Genomic DNA, 20,533 nt, shown 5'->3' with positions numbered 1-20,533 from the left:
CGCGTCACGTCCCCTCCGGGACGCCGCGCCAAGCCACTCTCCGGCATAGTGACAAGCCGCCGGGGAGGCTGTCAACGGAAGTTAGGAAGGTTTCCTAACCCGAAACCCGGCGTACCGGAGGAACACAACGCCGCCTCTGGGCACATCGCGATGTGCCCGGAGGCGGCGTGCCACGGAGGCGACTCGGCGCCCGCTCTCACGCCCCCAGGCAGGCGGGACCGAGCAGCTGCTTCAGATCGCCCATCAGGGCCGGGGACGGCGAGACCCGCAGCCGGTCGTCGAGGCGCATGATGGTGGTCTTGGGGCCGTTGTGCACCTGCAGGTGCACCTCGGTGGTGCCCGGATGGGCGGTCAGCACCTCCTTGAGCCGGCCGACCACCGGCGGGGTGCAGCGGGTCAGGGCGAGGCTGACCGCCAGGGGACCACCGGCCTCACGGGTCAGGTCCGGAGCCGTCACCTCCATGGCGATGATCTTTCCGACGTCCTCGCGCTTGTCCAGGCGGCCCTTGACGAAGACGATGGCGTCCTCGGCGAGCACGGTCGCGCAGAGCTGGTAGGCCGAGGGGAAGATCATCACCTCGATGGCACCCTCCAGGTCCTCCAGCTGGGTCAGCACCCAGGTGTCGCCCTTCTTGGTGACCTTGCGCTGCACCCCGCTCAGGATGCCGCCGACGGTGACGACCTGGCCGTCGGGACGGTGCTCGTCCTGGAGCGAGGCGATCGAGCAGTCGGCGCCGGAGGCGAGGATGTGCTCCACGCCGAAGAGCGGATGGTCGGAGACGTACAGGCCGAGCATCTCCCGCTCGAACTGCAGCAGCGTGTTCTTGTCCCACTCGCCCACCGGGATCTGCACGTCGAAGGTCTGGTCCTCGGCCCCCTCGACGGCGCCGAACAGCGAGTCCTGCCCCTGGGCCTCGTTCTTCTTGATGCCGATGATGCTGTCGACCGCCTGCTCGTGGACCATCACCAGGCCCTTGCGCACGTGCCCGAACGAGTCGAAGGCACCGGCCTTGATCAGCGACTCGATGACCCGTTTGTTACAGACGACCATGGGGACCTTGCGCAGGAAGTCCTTGAAGTCGGCGAAGCGGCTCTTCTCCCTGCGCGCGGCGATGATCCCGTCGACCACGTTGCCGCCGACGTTGCGGATGGCCGACAGGCCGAACCGGACGTCGGTGCCGCGCGGCGTGAAGTCGAAGTCGGAGTCGTTGACGTCCGGCGGCAGCACCTTGATGCCCATCCGGCGGCACTCGTTGAGATAGAGGGCCGACTTGTCCTTGTCGTCCTTGACCGAGGTCAGCAGCCCGGCCATGTACTCGGCCGGGTAGTTGGCCTTGAGGTAGGCGGTCCAGTAGGAGACCAGGCCGTAGGCGGCGCTGTGCGCCTTGTTGAAGGCGTAGTCGGAGAAGGGCAGCAGGATGTCCCAGAGCGTCTTGATCGCGGCCGCGGAGTAGCCGTTGTCCTTCATGCCCTGCTCGAACGACTCGAACTGCTTGTCCAGCTCCGCCTTCTTCTTCTTGCCCATCGCGCGGCGCAGCAGGTCGGCCTTGCCGAGCGAGAACCCGGCGACCTTCTGCGCGATGGCCATGACCTGCTCCTGATAGACGATCAGGCCGTACGTGGTGCCGAGGATCTCCTGCAGCGACTCCTCGAACTCCGGGTGGATCGGGACGATCTCCTGCTGGCCGTTCTTGCGCAGCGCGTAGTTGGTGTGCGAGTTGGCGCCCATCGGGCCGGGCCGGTACAGCGCGCCGACGGCGGAGATGTCCTCGAAGTTGTCGGGCTTCATCAGCCGCAGCAGCGACCGCATGCCGCCGCCGTCCAGCTGGAACACCCCCAGGGTGTCGCCCCGGCCGAGCAGCTCGTAGGTCTTGCGATCGTCCAGCGGCAGCTTGAGCAGGTCGATCTGCTCGCCGGTGTTGGCCTCGATCATCTTCAGGCAGTCGTCGATGATCGTGAGGTTGCGCAGGCCCAGGAAGTCCATCTTCAGCAGGCCGAGCGTCTCGCAGGTCGGGTAGTCGAACTGCGTGATGATCACACCGTCGGAGTCCCGGCGCATGATCGGGATGTAGTCGGTCAGCACCTCGGCCGACATGATGACCCCGGCGGCGTGCACGCCGGTCTGCCGGATCAGGCCCTCCAGGCCCCTGCCGAGGTCCATCGCCGACTTGACGTCGACGTCCTCCTCGTACAGCCTGCGCAGCTCGCCGGCCTCGTTGTAGCGCGGATGATCCTTGTCGAAGATGCCGGAGAGCGGGATGTCCTTGCCCATCACCGCGGGCGGGAACGCCTTGGAGACCTTGTCGCCCAGCGCGTACGGATGGCCCAGGACGCGAGCCGCGTCCTTGATGGCGGCCTTCGCCTTGATGGTGCCGAAGGTGGCGATCATGGCGACCTTGTCGGCCCCGTACTTCTCCGTCACGTACCTGATCACGTCGCCGCGCCTGCGCTCGTCGAAGTCGATGTCGACGTCGGGCATGGAGACGCGGTCGGGGTTGAGGAACCGCTCGAAGATCAGCCCGTGCGGCAGCGGGTCGAGGTCGGTGATGCCCAGCGCGTACGCGGCCAGCGAGCCGGCGGCCGAGCCACGGCCGGGACCGACCCGGATGCCGTTGTTCTTGGCCCACATGATGAAGTCGGCGACCACGAGGAAGTAGGAGGGGAACCCCATCTGCAGGATGACGCCCATCTCGAACTCGATCTGCGTGCGGTGCTCGTCGTCGACGCCCTCGGGGAAGCGCCGCTCCATGCCCCGCCAGATCTCCTTGCGGAACCAGCTCTCCTCGGTCTCCCCCTCGGGCAGTGGGAAGGTCGGCATCAGGTTCTTGAAACCGAACATGCCGCTCGGATCGACCTTCTCGGCGACCAGCAGGGTGTTGCGGCAGCCCTCGGCCCACAGGTCCGAGGAGTCGACCGCGCGCATCTCGTCGGCGTTCTTGATGTAGTAGCCGCTGCCGTCGAACCGGAAGCGGTCGGGGTCGGACAGCTGCTTGCCGGTCTGGATGCACAGCAGCGCGTCGTGGGAGGTCGCGTCCGACTCGTAGGTGTAGTGGGAGTCGTTGGTCACCAGCGGCGGGATGTCCAGCTCGCGCGAGATGCGGGTCAGCCCGTCCCGGACCCTGCGCTCGATGTCGAGCCCATGATCCATGATCTCCAGGTAGTAGTTCTCCTTGCCGAACAACTCCTGGAACCTGGCCGCCGCCGCGACCGCCTCGTCGTACTGCCCCAGGCGCAGGCGGGTCTGCACCTCACCCGACGGGCAGCCGGTGGTGGCCATCAGCCCCTCGGCGTGCTCGGCGAGGATCTCCGCGTCCATCCGCGCCCACTTACGGACGAAGCCCTCGGTGTAGGCGCGCGAGGAGAGCTTCATCAGGTTGCTCAGACCCTTGGCGTTCTTCGCCCAGATGGTCATGTGGGTGTAGTAGCCACCCGCCGAGACGTCGTCGCGCTTCTGGTGCGGCTCGCCCCACAGCACCGGCTTCTTCTGGTGCCGGGAGGCCGGGGCGACGTAGGCCTCGATGCCGATGATCGGCTTGATCCCCGCCCCGGTCGCCTGCTTGTAGAAGTCGTAGGCCCCGTGCATGTTGCCGTGGTCGGTGATCGCGATGGCGGGCATGCCCAGGTCGCCGACCTGCTTGAACATTTGCTTCAAACGGGCGGCTCCATCCAACATGGAGTACTCCGTGTGAACGTGCAGATGCACAAACGAGTCTGACATGCGGCCCCGTCCTCCCCTAGTCGCACCGTCGGCGGGGAAAGCGTATCCAAATCCGAGTTCCCGAAGTGACCCGTGTGCTTCGGGTCGTCTCTCCCTCTCAGTCTCGCTCGGCGGGCGCCGAGCGGCGTTCCTCGGCGAGGTGCAGGCCCGCCTCGATGACGGCGTTCATGATGGGGGCGAGCCGGGCCTCGCCCAGCACGGGGGCGCGGCGGGCCATCTCGGCGACCACCTGGCGCTCGCGGACGGCGTCACGACCGGCGAAGCCTCCGACGGGCTTGAGGCGCTGGATGGTTCCGGCGAGCTCGGCGCGGCGTTCCAGCAGGACGGCGAGGGCGGCGTCGACCCGGTCGATGGCGTCGCGGGCGGCGGACACCGAGTCGGGCTCCTCCCTGCGGGTGACGGCACCGACGATCCTGGTGGCCTCCCGCGCGGCCAGCGCGTCCTGCTCGGTGACGCCGGGATCCAGCAGGAGGCCGTCGGCACCGGCGGCGATCGCGGCGGCGGCCAGCGCGGGGTCCGCGCCGAGGTCGGCCAGGACGGGGCGGCCCGACCTCGTCCGCGCGGCGCGCATCAGGGCGAGGTCGAAGGTGGCGCCGTCCGGGTGGGCGCGGCCGCTCTCGCAGAGCATGATCTGGTCGTTGCCCTCCGCCGCGCAGTGGCCGGCGACCGCCAGCCACTCCTCCAGCGTCGCGGAGGAGGCCCGCTGGACGAGCACCGGCAAGCCGAGCCTGGCCGTGGCGCGCACCAGCTCCGAATCCCGCATCCAGGCCGCGCCGACCACCACGCCGTCCGCGCTCTCGGCGATCACCGGCAGGTCTCCCGCCGAGGACGGCTCCACCAGGAGCGGCCCCGCCCCCTCGGCGCGGGCCGCCACCACGGACTCGGCGGCGGGGACCTCACCGTGCCGGTCCCGCAGGCTGATCCAGCGGGCGTCCGCACCGGAGCCGCCTATCACCACGGCCGGCCCGGTCCCCACCGTGAGCGCGCCCAGCCCTACCGCTGCGCGTTCCAGATGTGCGGTGGTCGACATGAGGCTCCCCCATGCTCGGCCGGCGCGCGTCCCGCGAACCGGCGGCCGTTCGGAAAGAGGTGTTCTAAATGAAAAAGGCAGAGACTTCGCGTCTCCGCCCGGTGCCGGCTCCGGCTGGTCGCCGGGCCCTGTCCCTCGAATCTCCTGCCCACCGCTCCCCCGCCCGCCGCGGCTCACTGTTCCGTCTTGCGAGACACCGCCCGACCGGCCCTCGCCACGGTAAGATCCGCGGGACAGCGGACCAGATCACGCTGTCGCGACCGGTCTCTCCGGGGCCGGGCCGGTGAACACGAAACAACAGGTCATAGGCCCAATCTTAGGTCATCTACCGGATACCCACCACGTACTGGACAGCGCATCTCAGGATATGGACTTTTCCCCAGCGAGTGAGTCGATCACTTTACTGGGCTATGAGAGTATTCGGGGGTTCCGAAGGAGGTAAGCCGGTTGATGGCCGAAGCACAGCCCGAGGGGCGCCGTATCGCCTCCCGTTACCACCTGCTCGAAGCCATCGGCCGGGGTGGCATGGGCATCGTGTGGCGGGCCCATGACGAGCTTCTGGACCGCGAGGTCGCGATCAAGGAGGTCCGCTACGCCGACATGCTCGGCGAGGACAACCAGGAGGACTTCAACCGGCGCACCAAGCGCGAGGCACGTGCCGCCGGGCGTCTGACCCACCCGAACGTGGTGGTCGTCCACGACGTCGTCGAGGAGGACGGGCGTCCCTGGATCGTCATGCAGCTGGTGGAGTCGCGCTCCCTCGGCAAGGTGCTGAGGCAGGACGGGCCGCTGCCGCCGCAGCGGGTGGCGGAGATCGGCCTGCAGGTGCTGGAGGCGCTGCGCGCCGCCCACGCCCAGGGAGTGCTGCACCGCGACGTCAAGCCGGAGAACGTGCTGCTGGCCGACGACGGCCGGGTGGTGCTGACCGACTTCGGCATCGCGACGCTCGAAGCCGAGACCGCGCTGACCATGACCGGCATCGCGGGCACCCCGGCGTTCATCCCTCCCGAACGCATCAAGGGCGGCGCCGCGCAGCGTGAGTCGGACCTGTGGTCGCTCGGCGCGACCCTGTACGCCGCCGTCGAGGGCAAGCCCCCGCACGACCGGGGCGGTGCGCTGCCCACCATGCACGCCGTCCTGAACGACGAGCCCGAGCCCCCGGTCCACGCCGGGCCGCTGGCCCCGATCCTGGAGGGGTTGCTCCGCAAGGACCCGGCGCTGCGCATGCCCTACAAGGAGGCGGAGCGGCTGCTGCGCAGGGTGGCCGAGGGGGCGGGCAACCGTGACCGGCCCGCCAGGACCGCCGTCATGCCCACCGTCATGCCCGCCGTGAGCCCGGCGGCCGACACCGACCCCGGAGCCCGTTTCCAGGCCGGCGCCCTCCCCGAGACGGGCGCGAAGCTGGACTCCGTACCCGCCGAGCCCAGGGACGAGATGGCGCCCGCGCGGGACGAGGAGCCGCCGAAGGCCACCCTGGAGCCGCCCGCCGGAGCCGTACGGCAGGAGCCGGGCGCCGGAGCGAAGGCGAGCAGTTCGAAGGCGGCGCCGGGGGCGAAGCCCGGCGCCAAGGCCACCCCCGGCGCCGGGAGAGGCCCCGCTCCGAAGGCCGCGGACGACTCCGAGGCGAACCGGCCCACCAGCAGGGCACCCTCCGGCGCCAAGGCCGCCGGAGCCGCGGCCGGGGCAGCCGGGGCGGCCGGGGCGGCGAGGTCCGCCGCGAGCTCCGGCACCGCTGCCGAGCCGGTGCCGGCCCCGGAGGTGAAGCCCGCCGCCGCGCCCGAGGAGCGACCCGCGGCGAGCCGCCAGAGCGCCCCTCCCGCCGCGGCCGAGCAGGGGTTCGCCCGCCGGAGGCCCGTCCCCGTCTCGCGGCCCAACCCCTTCCCGCCGGTGGGCCGCGAGCCCTCGCCCAGGGCCGAGCCCGCGAGCGAGCCCGCACCCGCCGCCGAGCCCGCACCCGCCCGGCGGCGAGAGCCCGTGGCCCCCTCCTACGCCGACCACGACTACGAGGCGGCCACCCTGACCTCGCAGAAGCGCGGCGGCTCCCAGCTGAAGCGGGGGCTGCTGGTGCTCCTGCCCGCGCTGCTGGTCGTCGGCGGGGTCGCCGGCTGGCTCGGCATGCGCAGCCGCGAGAACGAGGAGGCCGCGCGGGCCGGCTCGGGGAAGCCGAGCACCTCCGGCGCGCCGAACGCCCCGAGCGACGGGGCCAGGACGACCCCGCAGGGCTCACCCGAGCCGACGTCCTCTCCCCCGCCCAGCCCGACCCCCACCAAGACCGAGAAGAAGTCCGCCCTGCCCTCCGGCTGGCGGATGCACAAGGACTCCAACGGCTTCTCGATCGGCCTGCCCAAGGGGTGGAGCGTGGACAAACGGCCCGGCCAGCAGGTGTGGTTCCGCGGCCCCGATCGGAGCAGCTTCGTCTTCGTCGAGTACGTCGACCGCGCGGGCCCCGACCCCAAGCGGGACTGGGAGAACCAGGAGGGGTACAGCCGCGGCAACTTCCCCGGCTACAAGCGGATCAAGATCGAGAAGGTCGACTACATGGTGAAGGCCGCCGACTGGGAGTTCACCTGGCAGATGAGTTCGGGCAAGGCCCGGGTGCTCAACCGGGGGTTCGTCACCAAGGGCGGCCGGGGGTACGCCATCTACTGGCACACCCTGGCCAAGGACTGGAAGAAGAACCTGCACTACTTCGAGGGGTTCGCCGCGACCTTCTCCTCGAAAAAGTAGGGCGGATCCCTACCGGCTACGATTCGGGAGGCTGGGAGGGAGACGGGGAGATGTCGGAGAGAAAGGTGGCGGGCCGCTACCGGTTGCTCGAACACATCGGCGAGGGCGGCATGGGCATCGTCTGGCGAGCCCATGACGAGCTCCTCGACCGGATCGTGGCCGTCAAGGAGGTCCGTCACCGGGGGGCCGACGAGGCCGCCCGCGCCGATCTGAACCGGCGCACGATCCGCGAGGCCAGGACCGCCGGGCGCCTCGACCACCCATCCGTGATCATCGTGCACGACGTGGTCGAGGAGGAGGGGCGTCCCTGGATCGTCATGCAGCTGGTCAGGTCCCGGTCGCTGGGGGAGATCGTCCGTGTCCACGGCCCCCTCCCGCCCGAGCGGGTGGCCTCGGTGGGACTGCACGTGCTGGGCGCGCTGCGGGCCGCACACGCCGCGGGGGTGCTGCACCGCGACGTCAAGCCGGAGAACGTGCTGCTGGCCGACGACGGCCGGGTGGTGCTGACCGACTTCGGCATCGCCTCCATGACGCAGGAGACCGGTATCACCCGCACCGGCGGGATGGTCGGCACACCCGCGTTCCTGCCTCCCGAGCGGCTGCACGGGCTGCCCGCCACCCCCGAGTCGGACCTGTGGTCGCTCGGGGCCACGCTGTACGCGGCGGCCGAGGGCCGGCCTCCGTTCGAGCGGCCCACGGCCGCCGCCACCATGATGGCCGTCCTGCACGGCGAGCCGAGCCCCATGACCCGTTCGGGCCCCCTGGCGATGGCGATCCTCGGCCTGATGGCCAGGGATCCGGCCGCCCGGATGGCGCCCGACCAGGCCGAGGCCCTGCTCAACCGCGCCTCCTCCGGTCCCGCGTCCTCACCGGGCTCCTCGGGGCCGGCCGCGGGGCCTGTAGCGGGACCTGTCGCGGGGCCTGTAGCGGGACCTGTCGCGGGGCCTGTAGCGGGACCTGTCGCGGGACCTGTCGCGGGACGGGAGCCGCACGGCTCCCCCGGACCTCACCCCGACCCGTCACACGCCGTCCCCCTGTACCTCGGACAGCCGCACCCGGAGGCGGCGCGGAGCGGGTGGCGGCCGGGTCACCAGAACCCCCCGTACCCACCCGCGCACACCCGCCCCGAGCAGCCCCCGTACGCGGCCGGGCACACCCGTCCCGAACAGCGGTCCCAGCCCCCGGCCGCGTACCGTGCCGAGCACACGCGCCCCGACCAGGGGGCGTACGGCTACGAGCACCCGCATCCGGGCTCCTGGCCGGTGCGGGAACAGCCCACCGGCACCGGGGACGAGCCCGTGCGGCGGAGCGGAGCGGGACGGCTGGCGCTCCTGGCCGGAATCCCCGTGCTCGTGGTGGCGGTCGGGGTCGGCGGATGGCTGGTCGTGCGGGCCCAGAACACCACGGCCGACACCGGTCACGGCCTGCCCGAGACACCCCGGGCCTCCACCCCGGCGGCGACGGTGACTCCGACGGTGACCCCGCGTCCGAGCCGGACGATCCCCGCGGGCTGGCGGCTGCACCGCGACCCGATGGGCTTCTCCGTCGCGGTGCCCAGGGGATGGCAGGTCAAGCGGTTCTCCGGCCGCGACCGGGTGGAGTTCCGCGCCCCCGGGGCGAGCGGTTTCCTGTGGATCGAGTCGACGGACGACCCGGAGAAGGACCCGCTCAGGCACTGGCAGAAGGTGGAGCGGGCCGGCAGGGCCGACAACGTCTGGCCGGGCTACGAGCGGATCGGCATCACCTCGCTGAGATACCGGGGGGTGCCCGCCGCCGACTGGGAGTTCACCTACCTCAGGGGCGGGGTCCGCACGCACGTCCTGGACCGGGGCTTCCGCACCCTCGCCGACCGGCCGTACGCGATCTACTGGGAGAGCCCGGAGTCGGAGTGGGACCGCTCCCTCTTCGACGGCTTCACCAGGACCTTCCGCCCATGAACGGGCCGGAGAGGGCGCGCTTCTGGCGCAGCCCGGGACTGCCCGGGGTGGACCTGCTCAAGGCCAGGTACGTGACCCACCGCTTCACCCCGCACGCGCACGAAAGCTACGCGATCGCGCTGGTCCTTTCCGGGGTGGAGGAGTTCGGCTACCGGGGCGCCCGCCACCGCGCGGGCGCGGGCAGCCTGAGCACGCTCAACCCCCAGGAGGCGCACGACGGCCACGCGGGCGTCCCCGAGGGGTGGAGCTACCGGGTTCTCTACCCGTCCGTCGAGTTCGTCTCCGGGATCGCCGCCGAGGTGCTGACCGGGCGCGGCACCCCCTGCTTCCCCGAGACCGTCACCTACCACCAGCCCACCGTGGAACTGCTGCGGGCCGCGCACCAGGCCGCGGAGCACGGCGACGACCTCGCCTCCTCGACGCTGGCCCGCACCGCCTTCGCCGCCCTGCTCCGGCGGCACGCCGCCCGCCCTCCTGCGGAGGCGCGCTCCAGCGACCAGGACCCGGGGGTGCGGCGCGCCAGGGAGATCCTGCACGAGCGGCTCGTCGACCCGCCCACGATCGAGGACCTGGCACGGGCTGTCGACGCCAGGCCGTTCGCGCTGATCCGGGCCTTCAAGGCGGCCACCGGGCTGCCCCCGCACGCCTACCTGAACACGTTGCGGATCATGCGTGCCCGGCGGCTGCTCCAGGCGGGCACGCCTCCCGCGCAGGTCGCCGGGGACGTGGGGTTCACCGACCAGGCCCACCTGAGCAGGCACTTCAAACGGATGGTGGGCGTTCCCCCCGCCGCGTACCAGCGTGCAGGAACGTACAAGACCGGAAGTTAAAACCAGACATAAGCTCCCTTTCCATGGAAACAACCACTCGCTCCTCCGCGACAAGGGACGGACTGGGCGTGGGGATCGCCGTCGGGCTGTCCGGGGTCGCCTTCGGCGCCGCGGCGGTCACCGCGGGGCTGAGCGTCGCGCAGGCGTGCGTGCTGAGCCTGTTCGCCTTCACCGGCGCCTCGCAGTTCGCCCTTGTCGGAGTCGTCGCGGGCGGCGGCAACCTGGTCGCGGGCACGGCCGGCGCGATGCTGCTGGGCGCCCGCAACAGCCTGTACGGCCTGCGCATGGCCGGCGTGCTCGACATCCGGGGCTGGCGCAGGCCGCTGACGGCCCAGGGCGTGATCGACGAGACGACCGCGGTCGCCCTGGCCCAGCCGGACGAGGAGTCGTCCAGGACGGCGTTCCTGGTCACCTTCGTCAGCCTCTACCTGACCTGGAACGCCACCACCCTCCTCGGCGCGCTGGGCACCTCCTGGGTGGCCGACCCCGCGGTGTTCGGCCTGGACGCGGTCGGTCCCGCGACGTTCCTGGCCATCCTGTGGCCCCGGCTCACCGGGAGCGGCCCCGAGACCCGCGCGCTGCGGCTGATCGCGGGCGGCGGCGCGGCGATCGCGCTGGCCTCGACCCCGTTCACCCCACCGGGTGTGCCCGTACTGCTCGCGTCCATGGCCGTGCTCGCGGTGATCCTGAGGAGGCCCAAGTGACCCTCTGGTGGGCGATCGTCGCAACCTGCGCGGCCTGCTACGCGCTGAAGCTCGCCGGGCTGTCGGCACCGCGCCGGATCCTCGACCACCCGGGGGTGCAGCGCTTCGCGACGCTGGTCCCGGTGGCCCTGCTGGCGGCGCTGATCGCGGTGCAGACCTTCGGGCACGGGCAGGCGCTGCATCTGGACTGGCCGCGCACCGCGGGGATGGGCGCGGCCGTGCTGGCGCTGCTGCTGCGTGCCCCCTTCCTGGTGGTCCTCGCGGTGGCGGCCGTCGTCACCGCCGCACTGCGCCACCTGCTGAGCTGAGAAGGTGACCTGCGTAGCTAATCCTGAATGTCGGGATTAATCCTGGGTAGGCGTCGGCGCATGACCGATTCTCAGGGGATCATCGGAGCCCGCTACCGCCTGCTCGAACACATCGGCCGAGGAGGCATGGGGACGGTCTGGCGAGCACGGGACGAGGTGCTGGGGCGCGATGTGGCGGTCAAGGAGGTCATCCCCTCCCCCGACCTCACCGGTCCCGAGCGCGAGGCCTTCACCGTGCGGACGCTCAGGGAGGCCCGGGCCGCCGGGCGGATCGGGCATCCGGGGGTCGCCACGGTGTACGACGTGATCGAGGAGCACGGGCGCCCCTGGATCGTCATGCAACTGGTCGACTCCCGCACGCTCGGAGCGGTGATCAGGGAGGACGGGCCGCTGCCGCCGGCGCGGGTGGCGCGGATCGGGCTGGAGGTGCTCGGCGCGCTGCTCGCCGCCCATCACGCGGGCGTCCTGCACCGGGACGTGAAGCCGGACAACGTCCTGCTCTCCAAGGACGGGCGGGCCGTGCTCACCGACTTCGGCATCGCCGTCCTGGAGGGCGACTCGTCGATCACCAGGACCGGCTCGCTCATCGGTACCCCGGCGTTCATAGCGCCCGAGCGGGCGAGCGGCGGACCCGCCGAGTTCGCCTCCGACCTGTGGTCGCTCGGCGTGACGCTGCACATGGCGGTCGAGGGACGCTCCCCCTTCGAGCGCGCCCACCCGCTGGCGACGCTCAGCGCCGTCATGCACCAGGAGCCCCCGCCGCTGCGGTTCGCCGGGCCGCTCGCTCCCGTGATCTTCGGTCTGCTCCGCAAGGATCCCGCGCAACGCATGTCGGCCCAGGAGGTGCAGGTCCACCTGGCCTCGCTGGTGAACGGGACCGCTCCGCAGCCGACCATGCCGATCGAGCTGCCCCCGGCGGCCCCCGTACCGGCCGCCGCTCTCGCGGGCGCGCCCACCGCCCCCGCCGGGGCCGGGCGGCCGGGGCCAGAAGCCGGCCCGGTGGCCGCCCCGGGGAGGCGACGGCGCCCGGCGGTCGCGGCGATGGTCGCGATGGCGCTCGCCGTCGCCCTGACCTCGGCCGGGATGGCGTGGGTCGCCGCCAACTCCGTCGACCAGAACCCCGCGAGGCCGCCGATCCCGGTGAGCGTGCCCTCCGGGAAGGACACGCCGACCGCCGAGCCCGAGCGGGCGAAGGTCCCCGCCCGAAACGCCCCCGCCAGAGACGACGGCGGCAGGAACGACGGTGCCAGGAACGACGGTGCCGGAGACGGCGCCGCCACCCGCCCGGCCCCCGAGAGGTCGGGGGCCGACGACCCCGCCCCTCGGGACAGACCGTCGGACAAGCCGACGGGTAAACCTTCGGGCAAGCCGTCGCAGGACGATTCCGAGCAGCCCGAGGAGCCCTCCCCCGACGAAGGCGGAGAGGGCGACCAGGGACAGGATGACGGGGGCGAGGGGACCGAGGAGGGCTCGGGCCAGGGCGACGCGCCGGGGCGGGGGCAGCAGGGCGACTCCCCCGACCAGATCGCCCCCGACGCCGGGGCGGCCGCCCTCGGCGCGAGCGCCCGGGGCGGTGCCTGAGGGACCGCCGAACGGGGAGTCCGGCAACGGCCGGACGCGCCGACGGGGCGACCGGCGCGAGGGCACGCCCGCCGCGCAGTGGCCGGGGCCGGTCGCGGGGACCGGCGGGCCGCGCTAGGACTCGGCGGCGACGACCTTCAGGGCGTGGGCCAGGTCGTCGGGGTAGGCGGTGGTGAAGGAGACCCACTCGCCGGTGGCGGGGTGCTCGAAGGCCAGGGAGACCGCGTGCAGCCACTGCCGGCTCACTCCCAGCCGCGCGGCCAAGGTCGGGTCGGCCCCGTACAGCATGTCACCGACGCACGGGTGGCGCAGCGCCGACATGTGGACCCGGATCTGGTGGGTCCGGCCCGTCTCCAGCTTGATGTCCAGCAGCGACGCCGCGCGGAACGCCTCGATCGTGTCGTAGTGGGTGACCGACTCCTTGCCCCCCGCCACGACCGCCCAGCGGCCGTCCCCGACGGGGTGGCGGTCGATCGGCGCGTCCACGGTGCCGCGGTGCGGGTCGGGGTGGCCCTGGACCAGCGCGTGGTAGCGCTTGTCGACGGTGCGCTCCTTGAAGGCCCGCTTCAGGTGGGAGTAGGCGTGCTCGCTCTTGGCGACGACCATCGCGCCGGTGGTGTTGGCGTCCAGCCGGTGCACGATGCCCTGGCGCTCGGCCGCGCCGCTGGTGGCCACCCGGTGGCCGGTGCCGAGCAGGCCGCCGATCACGGTGGGTCCGGTCCAGCCGGTGGTCGGATGGGCGGCCACGCCGACGGGCTTGTTGACGACGACGATGTCGTCGTCCTCGTACACGATGTGCATGCCGGGCACCGGTTCCGCCACCGGCATCGGCGCGGTGGGCGGCGGCGGGAGGATGACCTCCAGCCAGGCGCCCCCGTGGAGCCGGTCGGACTTGGCCGCGGTCGAGCCGTCCACCAGTACGTCACCGGCGACGATCAGTTCGGCCGCCCGGGTGCGGGAGAGGCCGAACAGGCGCGACAGGGCGGCGTCGAGACGCTCGCCCTCCAGCCCGTCGGGGACGGGGAGACTCCGCCGGTCAGCCATTGTCGTTCTCCTTCGCTTCCTGCTCGGCTCCCGTGTCGCGTGTGCCGTCGATCTGGTAGCCCCGCCAGGCGAGGAAGACCGCCAGGATGCCGCCGCAGACGATCGCCGAGTCGGCGACGTTCCAGATCGGGAAGTGACCGGGGAAGGTCTCCACGAAGTCGACCACGTGTCCCTGCAGCGGCGCGGACCTGCCGGAGCCGAAGCCCGAGGGCCAGCGGAAGATCCGGTCGGTGAGGTTGCCGAGCGCCCCACTGAGCAGCAGGCTCAGCGTGATCGCCCAGGGCAGGCTGCGCAGGTTGCGCGCGGTACGCAGGATCGCCACCACGACGGTGGCCGCGACGCAGGTGAAGACGATCGTCATCCCGGTGCCGAGGCCGAAGGCGGCCCCGGAATTGAAGATCACCCGGAACTGGAGCACGCCGGGGATGACCACGACGGGTTCCCTGCCCTCCAGGGTCTTCAGCACGATGGTCTTCGTGGCGAGGTCGAGGGCGTAGACGATGGGGACGATCACCGCGAGCACGGCGATCCGCCGCGCCGCGAGCGGGGCGGCGGGGGCCGCCCCGTTCTCGGTGTCGCCGGTCAGCGGCGCTCCTCCCGCTGCTTGCAGGCCACGCACAGCGTCGCCCTCGGAAACGCCTGAAGGCGCTCCTTTCCGATCGGCTGATGGCACGATTCGCACACTCCGTATGTCCCCGCGTCGATCCGGGCGATCGCTCGCTCGTTCTGCGCGACCAGGTCGCGCGAGTTCAGGGTAAGGGCGATTTCGCGCTCACGTTCATACGTCCGCGCTCCGGCGTCGGCCTGATCATCGCCCGCACCGTCGGTAACGTCGCTCGACGCGATCTCGATCTCGGCCTTGGCGATCTCCTTGGTGAGCTCGCGGCTCTCCGCGACCAGTCGCCCGCGGACCTCCGCGAGTTCCTCGGCCGACCAGGTGACGACGGCCCCGTCGGATGACGGCGCTGCCGCGCTGTTGTCTGCGCGCACGGTCGCGGCCATGGCGACCTCCTTGCTCGATCGGACCGTATCCAATGTGGTAAACGGTGCGGGCAGCTTAGGTCCCTCATAACGGAGCGGCAAACGACCCGCCGCAATGTTTGCCAATCTAGTAACATCCGGTCGCTTCTCCCTGATTCCCCCCAGCCGCCTCTGATATGGGGAAGCTTCCGGCAGGCGAGTGCGTTATCGTTTGAGCCTGCACGGCGTTGATGGGGACAGCAACCTCCGCACCCCCTCGCACGAGCGACCCGGGGACGGTGCGAGCCCGGGGCGAGGCGCTGAGGGAAGATCACCCCGGAGCCGCCGGAAGAACGGCCGTGACGGCCCAGTAGACCCGGCAGCAGACCAAAGGAAGAGGGCCTTCTCGCACGCGAAGGCCAAGGAGGGTGGTACCGCGGGGCCCCGACAGCCTCGTCCCTCCACGCCACAGCCGATTCCAGCGTGGAGGTCCAGCCCATCATGTCCGCCTATTTCCGCTCTCTTCCTGCGCAGGTCGATCTTCCCGCGCTTGAGCACGAGGTGCTCGACCGCTGGCGGGACGGCAAGATCTTCGAGCGCTCGGTCGAGCAGAACGCCGGCGGCCCCACCTGGGTCTTCTACGAGGGCCCGCCCACCGCCAACGGCATGCCGGGCGTCCACCACGTCGAGGCCCGCGTCTTCAAGGACGTCTTCCCCCGCTACAAGTCGATGCGGGGCTACAGCGTGCCCCGCAAGGCGGGCTGGGACTGCCACGGGCTGCCCGTCGAGGTCGCCGTCGAGAAGTCCCTCGGCCTCTCCGGCAAGAAGGACATCGAGGCGTACGGCGTCGCCGAGTTCAACGCCAAGTGCCGCGAGTCGGTGCTGCGGCACGTGGACGCCTTCGAGGAGATGACCGAGCGGATGGGGTACTGGATCGACCTGTCCCAGGCCTACCGCACGATGGACCCGGCCTACGTGGAGTCCGTCTGGTGGTCGCTCAAGGTCATCTTCGACAAGGACCTGCTCTCCCGCGACTTCCGCATCACCCCGTACTGTCCCCGCTGCGGTACCGGCCTGTCCGACCACGAGCTGGGCCAGCCCGGCGGCTACGAGACCGTCACCAGCCCGTCGGTCTACGTCCGCATGCCCGCCACCTCGGGACCGCTGGCCGACCTCGGCGCCTCGCTGCTGATCTGGACCACCACGCCCTGGACGCTGGTCTCCAACACCGCCGTGGCCGTACACCCCGACGTGACCTACGTCGCGGCGCGCCCCGCCGGGTCCGACGAGGTCCTGGTGGTGGCCGAGCCGCTGGTCGCCTCCGCGCTGGGCGAGGATGCCGAGATCCTGGCCTCCTTCCAGGGCGCCGACCTGGAGCACACCACCTACTCGCGCCCCTTCGACCTGGTAGACATCCCCGGCGCGCACTACGTGGTGCTCGGCTACTACGTCACCACCGAGGACGGTACCGGCCTGGTCCACCAGGCACCCGCCTTCGGCGCCGACGACATGACGACCTGCAAGCGCTACGGGCTGCCCGTGGTCAACCCGATCGGCCCCGACGGCCGGTTCCTCGACAGCGTGCCCCAGGTCGGCGGCCGGTTCTTCAAGGACGCCGACGAGGGGCTCACCGCCGACCTGCGGGCGCGTGGCCTGCTCTACCGGGGCAGCCACTTCGAGCACAGCTACCCGCACTGCTGGCGCTGCCACACCGCGCTGCTCTACTACGCCCTGCCGGCCTGGTACATCCGCACCACCGCGATCAAGGACCGGCTCCTCGCCGAGAACGAGAAGACCAACTGGTACCCCGAGACGATCAAGTGGGGCCGCTTCGGCGAGTGGCTGCGCAACAACGTCGACTGGTCGCTGTCACGCTCGCGTTACTGGGGCACCCCGCTGCCGCTGTGGATCTGCACCGCCGACGAATCGCACGTCACGTGCGTCGGCTCGCTGGAGGAGCTGAGCCGGCTGTCCGGCCGGGACGTCTCCGCGCTCGATCCGCACCGCCCCTACGTGGACGACGTCACGCTGCCCTGCCCCACCTGCGGGGCCGAGGCCCGGCGGGTGCCCGACGTGATCGACGCCTGGTACGACTCGGGCTCGATGCCGTTCGCCCAGTGGGGAGCGCCGTACCGCAACGAGGAGATGCTCGAGAGGGCCTACCCGGCGCAGTTCATCTGCGAGGCCACCGACCAGACCCGTGGCTGGTTCTACTCGCTGATGGCGGTCGGCACGCTCGTCTTCGACCGGTCCTCGTACGAGAACGTGCTCTGCCTGGGCCTGATCCTGGCCGAGGACGGCCGCAAGATGAGCAAGCACCTGGGCAACGTGCTCCAGCCGATGCCGCTGATGGACCAGCACGGCGCCGACGCGCTGCGCTGGTACATGGCCTGCTCCGGCTCACCGTGGGCGGCCCGCAGGGTCGGGCACGGCGCCCTTGAGGAGATCGTCCGCAAGGTCCTGCTCACCTACTGGAACACCGCCTCCTTCTTCACCCTGTACGCAGGCGCCGAGTCCTGGTCGCCCTCCAGGCTCGCCGAGGCCCCCGCGTACGCCGAGCGCCCGTTGATCGACCGCTGGGCCCTCGCCGAGCTGCACCGGACGGTGGCCGAGGTCACCGCGTCGATGGACGTCTTCGACACCGCCCGCGTCGGGCGGCGGCTCTCGGAGTTCCTCGACGACCTGTCCAACTGGTACGTGCGACGCTCCCGCCGCCGCTTCTGGGCCGGTGACACCGCGGCCTTCGCCACGCTCTACGAGTGCCTGGAGACCGTCACCCGGCTGATGGCACCGGTGGTGCCGTTCACCACCGACTACGTCTGGGACGTGCTCCGCGACACCGACGCCCCCGCCTCGGTCCACCTGGCCGGCTGGCCCGAGGTCAACGGCGAGCTCCTGGATGAGAGGCTGTCGGAGCGGATGGCCCTGGTCCGCCGCCTGGTGGAGCTGGGCCGCTCGGCCCGTGCCTCCAGCGGGGTGAAGACCCGCCAGCCGCTCGGTCGTGCCCTGGTCGGCGCCCCCGGCTGGGCCACGCTCCCGCCCGAGCTGCGCGAACTGATCGCCGACGAGCTCAACGTCAAGGGCCTGGAGGACCTGTCCGGGATCGGGGCGGACCTGGTCTCCTTCACGGTCAAGCCCAACTTCCGGGCGCTGGGCAAGCGGTTCGGCTCACAGACCAAGCTGGTCGCCGCGGCCGTCACCGCCGCCGAGCCCGCGGAGCTGGCCCGCGCGCTCCGTACCGGCTCGCCGGTCCCGCTCGACGCGGGAGAGCTGGGAGCGGTGCAGATCGGCGCCGACGACGTGATCGTCACCGAGCAGCCCAGGTCCGGCTGGGCGGTGGAGGCCGCCTCCGGCGAGACCGTCGCCCTCGACCTGACCATCACCGACGAGCTGCGCCGCGCCGGTCTGATCCGCGACGTCATCCGCCTGCTCCAGGACACCCGCAAGTCCACCGGCCTGTCGATCTCCGACCGGATCGACGTGTGGTGGTCCACCGGTGACGCCGACCTGGCCGAGGCCCTGCGCACCCAGGGCCGTGCGGTGGCCGACGAGGTCCTCGCCGTCTCCCTCACCGAGGGCGGCGCCGACGGCCTTCCCACCCACAGCGACGCCGAGCTGGGCCTGACCTTCCAGCTCCGCCGCACGACGGCCACGGCCTGACGGGCGGAGCGTTCCGGCGTCACGGGACGGCCGGGCTCCCTGGGAGCCCGGCCGCTCCGGTTCACACCGGGGCCGGCCCGACGGGCCCGGCGCCTCAGGTGGTGCCCGGCGCCCGCCGCGATCCGGAGAGGGCCGTCACCGCACGGGAGCCGCGGACCCGGCGGTCCGCGGGCACCGCGACAGGCCCGCCTCCTCGTGGTGAACGGTGCGCCAGGCGGGCGGTGGTCACGCCAGGGGTCAGCTCTGGTCCCGGTGGTCGCTCAGGCAGATCGAGCAGTGGACCAGGCCGGCCCCCTTGGCCTCGACCAGGGAGACGACCTCGGTGCCGCTGTCGCCCGCGCCCTTGATCAGAGGGCAGGCGGGGTCGTGAAAGCGACGGGTGCCGATGATGACCATGACGGTCCCATCACCCGCCGGCCGCTTCCCGGCTCCGGGGGCGTCGTCGGCGTCGTGGTCCTCGGCAGCGGGATCGGCCGCGGGCTCCGCCGGGGTGGAGTCGGCCGCTACCTGCCCGGCGCGCCCGGGTGCGGTCTCGGCCGGCTCCACCGGCTCAGGTGTGGTGCCGTCGGTGGCCTGCCCGGCACCCGGCTCCTCCCGGGGCACCGGTTCCGCGGACCGCTCAGGCTCCGCGGAGGAGCCTGAGCCGGCGGCTCCGGACGTGCCCGAGGAAGACGGCTCCGGCGGGGCGGAGTCCCGTCCGGCGGTCTCGGCCCCCGGGCGGGCCCAGGGCGTCGAAGGCCCGGCTTCGGCCTCGGCCTGCGCCCCGGCCTCGGCCTGTGCCCCGGCCTTGGCGGCCCCGGACGCGGCGCCCTCGGACGCCGTGATCTCGGACACGGTGGGCTCGGGCTCGACGGCCTCGGAGCCGGTGCGCTCGGCCTCGCCGGTTTCCGGCTTGGCGCTCTCCGGCGCCTCTCCCCGGCTCGCGGAGGCGCCGCCCACCGCCGCTCCTGGCCCGGCGGGCCCGGCCGCCTCGGGCTCGGGCCTGGCCGGAGCCGCCGGGGCCTCCGGCTTGGACGCCTGGGCGACCATGTCGCGGCTGAACCAGCTGGTGGCCTCGGAGTCGGCGTGCGGGATCTCGGGGACCTTCGGCAGCCGGATCGGCACCGAGGGGGTCGGGGACTCCGCCGCGCGGAGCGGGGGGCTCACGGGCTCCTGGGGCCGTCCCTGTGGCTCGGAGGACTGAATGTAGGGCCGGGCGACCGGGACGACGGGCTCCTGCGGGGGCTCCTGCCGGGAGACGGCGCTCTCTCGCCTGGGGGCGGGCTCCGGCCTTGGCTGGGGCTCGGGCCGCGCTCCGGGGGCCTGCTGCCCTTCGGCGGGGGCCGCGGGCCGTGCGGGACGGTACGGGGCGGTGAACCTGGCGGTGGCCTCGTGCGGGCCGGGCTCGCCGGCGCCGCCCGCGGGGCCGGACTCCGGGAAGGCGCTCAGGGGCTCGGCGGGCTCCCGTCCCCCGGGCGGGGCCTGGTACGGCCTGCTTCCGGCGACGGGTTCCGGCAGGCAGCTGGTACAGGGCGTGAAGCCCTCCTCACGAGCCTCCTCGTGGGTGAGTTCCTCATGATCCCTGCCGGCCAGCTGGCGGCACCCCGCGACGTGATAGCGCTTGCGGCCGGGGATGACCAGCACGATCGCCTCGGCGTCCAGGGCGCCCCGTCTCGCGGCGGTGGCGGTGGCCGGCCCGGCCACCGGGCCTCGTCGCGGCTGGGTAGGGGCCACGGGCATCTGCTGTCGCATCCCGTGCTGCGCCATCATGTGCGGTGGCACGGGAGGGTGGCTCGGCACACCGTGCGGCACGGGGACGGACCCGGCCGGCATCGGTCCCTTCTCGGGAAGGGGCTGAGCGGCCCCGGCCTGCCCGCCGGGGAACAGCTCGTGGCGCCGCAACAACGCCCCGATCACCAGGAAGACGGCGGACAGCACGCTGACCGCGATCGACCACATGACCAGAAACGGCTTGGCCAGCACGATCCCCACGATGAGCAGGACGATGGCCGTGAGTACCAAACCGGCGCTGATAAGGATCACAGAAAGACTCCC

Annotated in this window: 13 protein-coding genes; 7 read left to right on the top strand and 6 right to left on the bottom strand. The window is 72.1% G+C overall.

The window, feature by feature from the left end; translation table 11 throughout:
* Positions 1-196: 196 nt before the first annotated feature.
* Positions 197-3,718, bottom strand: a complete 3,522-nt coding sequence (gene dnaE / locus AB0K21_RS12370; protein ID WP_343968620.1) for a DNA polymerase III subunit alpha — start codon at positions 3,716-3,718, stop codon at positions 197-199.
* 97 nt (positions 3,719-3,815) lie between these two features.
* Complete coding sequence (locus tag AB0K21_RS12365; RefSeq protein WP_364149532.1) at positions 3,816-4,748, bottom strand: chorismate mutase; 933 nt, start codon at positions 4,746-4,748, stop codon at positions 3,816-3,818.
* 450 nt (positions 4,749-5,198) lie between these two features.
* Here AB0K21_RS12365 and AB0K21_RS12360 point away from each other — a divergent pair, with 450 nt between their 5' ends.
* From AB0K21_RS12360 to AB0K21_RS12335, 6 genes are read left to right on the top strand one after another with little or no spacing between them, the layout of a single operon-like run.
* Positions 5,199-7,475: a protein kinase gene (locus AB0K21_RS12360; RefSeq protein WP_364149530.1), complete on the top strand. Its 2,277-nt coding sequence runs from the start codon at positions 5,199-5,201 to the stop codon at positions 7,473-7,475.
* A 50-nt stretch (positions 7,476-7,525) separates the two neighbouring features.
* Positions 7,526-9,412 carry a protein kinase gene (locus AB0K21_RS12355; RefSeq protein WP_364149528.1) on the top strand — a complete coding sequence of 629 codons (1,887 nt, stop codon included), beginning with the start codon at positions 7,526-7,528 and terminating at the stop codon, positions 9,410-9,412.
* Positions 9,409-10,242: an AraC family transcriptional regulator gene (locus tag AB0K21_RS12350; RefSeq protein WP_364149526.1), complete on the top strand. Its 834-nt coding sequence runs from the start codon at positions 9,409-9,411 to the stop codon at positions 10,240-10,242. Before AB0K21_RS12355 ends, AB0K21_RS12350 begins: the two co-directional genes overlap by 4 nt.
* A gap of 23 nt (positions 10,243-10,265) precedes the next feature.
* The gene (locus AB0K21_RS12345; protein WP_343973912.1) at positions 10,266-10,946 is read left to right on the top strand and encodes an AzlC family ABC transporter permease; all 681 of its coding nucleotides are present in this window, start codon (positions 10,266-10,268) and stop codon (positions 10,944-10,946) included.
* Positions 10,943-11,254, top strand: coding sequence for an AzlD domain-containing protein (locus AB0K21_RS12340; protein ID WP_343973915.1), 312 nt, complete (start codon positions 10,943-10,945; stop codon positions 11,252-11,254). Before AB0K21_RS12345 ends, AB0K21_RS12340 begins: the two co-directional genes overlap by 4 nt.
* A gap of 60 nt (positions 11,255-11,314) precedes the next feature.
* The gene (locus AB0K21_RS12335) at positions 11,315-12,835 is read left to right on the top strand and encodes a protein kinase (RefSeq protein ID WP_364149523.1); all 1,521 of its coding nucleotides are present in this window, start codon (positions 11,315-11,317) and stop codon (positions 12,833-12,835) included.
* 114 nt (positions 12,836-12,949) lie between these two features.
* Here AB0K21_RS12335 and AB0K21_RS12330 read toward each other — a convergent pair whose 3' ends face one another.
* From AB0K21_RS12330 to AB0K21_RS12320, 3 genes are read right to left on the bottom strand one after another with little or no spacing between them, the layout of a single operon-like run.
* Entirely contained in the window at positions 12,950-13,879 is a 930-nt protein-coding gene (locus AB0K21_RS12330; RefSeq protein WP_364149521.1) for an RluA family pseudouridine synthase, read from the bottom strand.
* Positions 13,872-14,498 carry a signal peptidase II gene (locus tag AB0K21_RS12325; RefSeq protein ID WP_343980719.1) on the bottom strand — a complete coding sequence of 209 codons (627 nt, stop codon included), beginning with the start codon at positions 14,496-14,498 and terminating at the stop codon, positions 13,872-13,874. The genes AB0K21_RS12330 and AB0K21_RS12325 overlap by 8 nt, the downstream gene beginning before the upstream one ends.
* Entirely contained in the window at positions 14,462-14,881 is a 420-nt protein-coding gene (locus AB0K21_RS12320; protein WP_343980722.1) for a TraR/DksA C4-type zinc finger protein, read from the bottom strand. Before AB0K21_RS12320 ends, AB0K21_RS12325 begins: the two co-directional genes overlap by 37 nt.
* A 459-nt stretch (positions 14,882-15,340) precedes the next feature.
* Here AB0K21_RS12320 and ileS point away from each other — a divergent pair, with 459 nt between their 5' ends.
* A complete protein-coding gene (ileS, locus tag AB0K21_RS12315) occupies positions 15,341-18,499 on the top strand; it encodes an isoleucine--tRNA ligase (protein WP_343980758.1) in 3,159 nt (1,052 codons plus the stop codon).
* Positions 18,500-18,736: 237 nt separating this feature from the next.
* Here the strand turns inward: ileS and AB0K21_RS12310 are convergent, their stop codons facing one another.
* Positions 18,737-20,521, bottom strand: coding sequence for a hypothetical protein (locus AB0K21_RS12310; RefSeq protein ID WP_364149518.1), 1,785 nt, complete (start codon positions 20,519-20,521; stop codon positions 18,737-18,739).
* Positions 20,522-20,533: the final 12 nt, after the last annotated feature.

It is taken from the genome of Streptosporangium sp. NPDC049248, from assembly GCF_040678965.1.
GTDB classification, from domain to species: domain Bacteria; phylum Actinomycetota; class Actinomycetes; order Streptosporangiales; family Streptosporangiaceae; genus Streptosporangium; species Streptosporangium fukuiense.
Note: the sequence above shows the minus strand (reverse complement) of the source record. Positions and strands in the feature narration are given on the sequence as shown.

Coding starts and splice junctions, on each gene's coding strand:
- ileS (WP_343980758.1), top strand. CDS start 15,341: ATGTCCGCCTATTTCCGCTCTCTTCCTGCGCAGGTCGATCTTCCCGCG.
- AB0K21_RS12335 (WP_364149523.1), top strand. CDS start 11,315: ATGACCGATTCTCAGGGGATCATCGGAGCCCGCTACCGCCTGCTCGAA.
- AB0K21_RS12320 (WP_343980722.1), bottom strand. CDS start 14,881: ATGGCCGCGACCGTGCGCGCAGACAACAGCGCGGCAGCGCCGTCATCC.
- dnaE (WP_343968620.1), bottom strand. CDS start 3,718: ATGTCAGACTCGTTTGTGCATCTGCACGTTCACACGGAGTACTCCATG.
- AB0K21_RS12360 (WP_364149530.1), top strand. CDS start 5,199: ATGGCCGAAGCACAGCCCGAGGGGCGCCGTATCGCCTCCCGTTACCAC.
- AB0K21_RS12350 (WP_364149526.1), top strand. CDS start 9,409: ATGAACGGGCCGGAGAGGGCGCGCTTCTGGCGCAGCCCGGGACTGCCC.
- AB0K21_RS12330 (WP_364149521.1), bottom strand. CDS start 13,879: ATGGCTGACCGGCGGAGTCTCCCCGTCCCCGACGGGCTGGAGGGCGAG.
- AB0K21_RS12345 (WP_343973912.1), top strand. CDS start 10,266: ATGGAAACAACCACTCGCTCCTCCGCGACAAGGGACGGACTGGGCGTG.
- AB0K21_RS12365 (WP_364149532.1), bottom strand. CDS start 4,748: ATGTCGACCACCGCACATCTGGAACGCGCAGCGGTAGGGCTGGGCGCG.
- AB0K21_RS12355 (WP_364149528.1), top strand. CDS start 7,526: ATGTCGGAGAGAAAGGTGGCGGGCCGCTACCGGTTGCTCGAACACATC.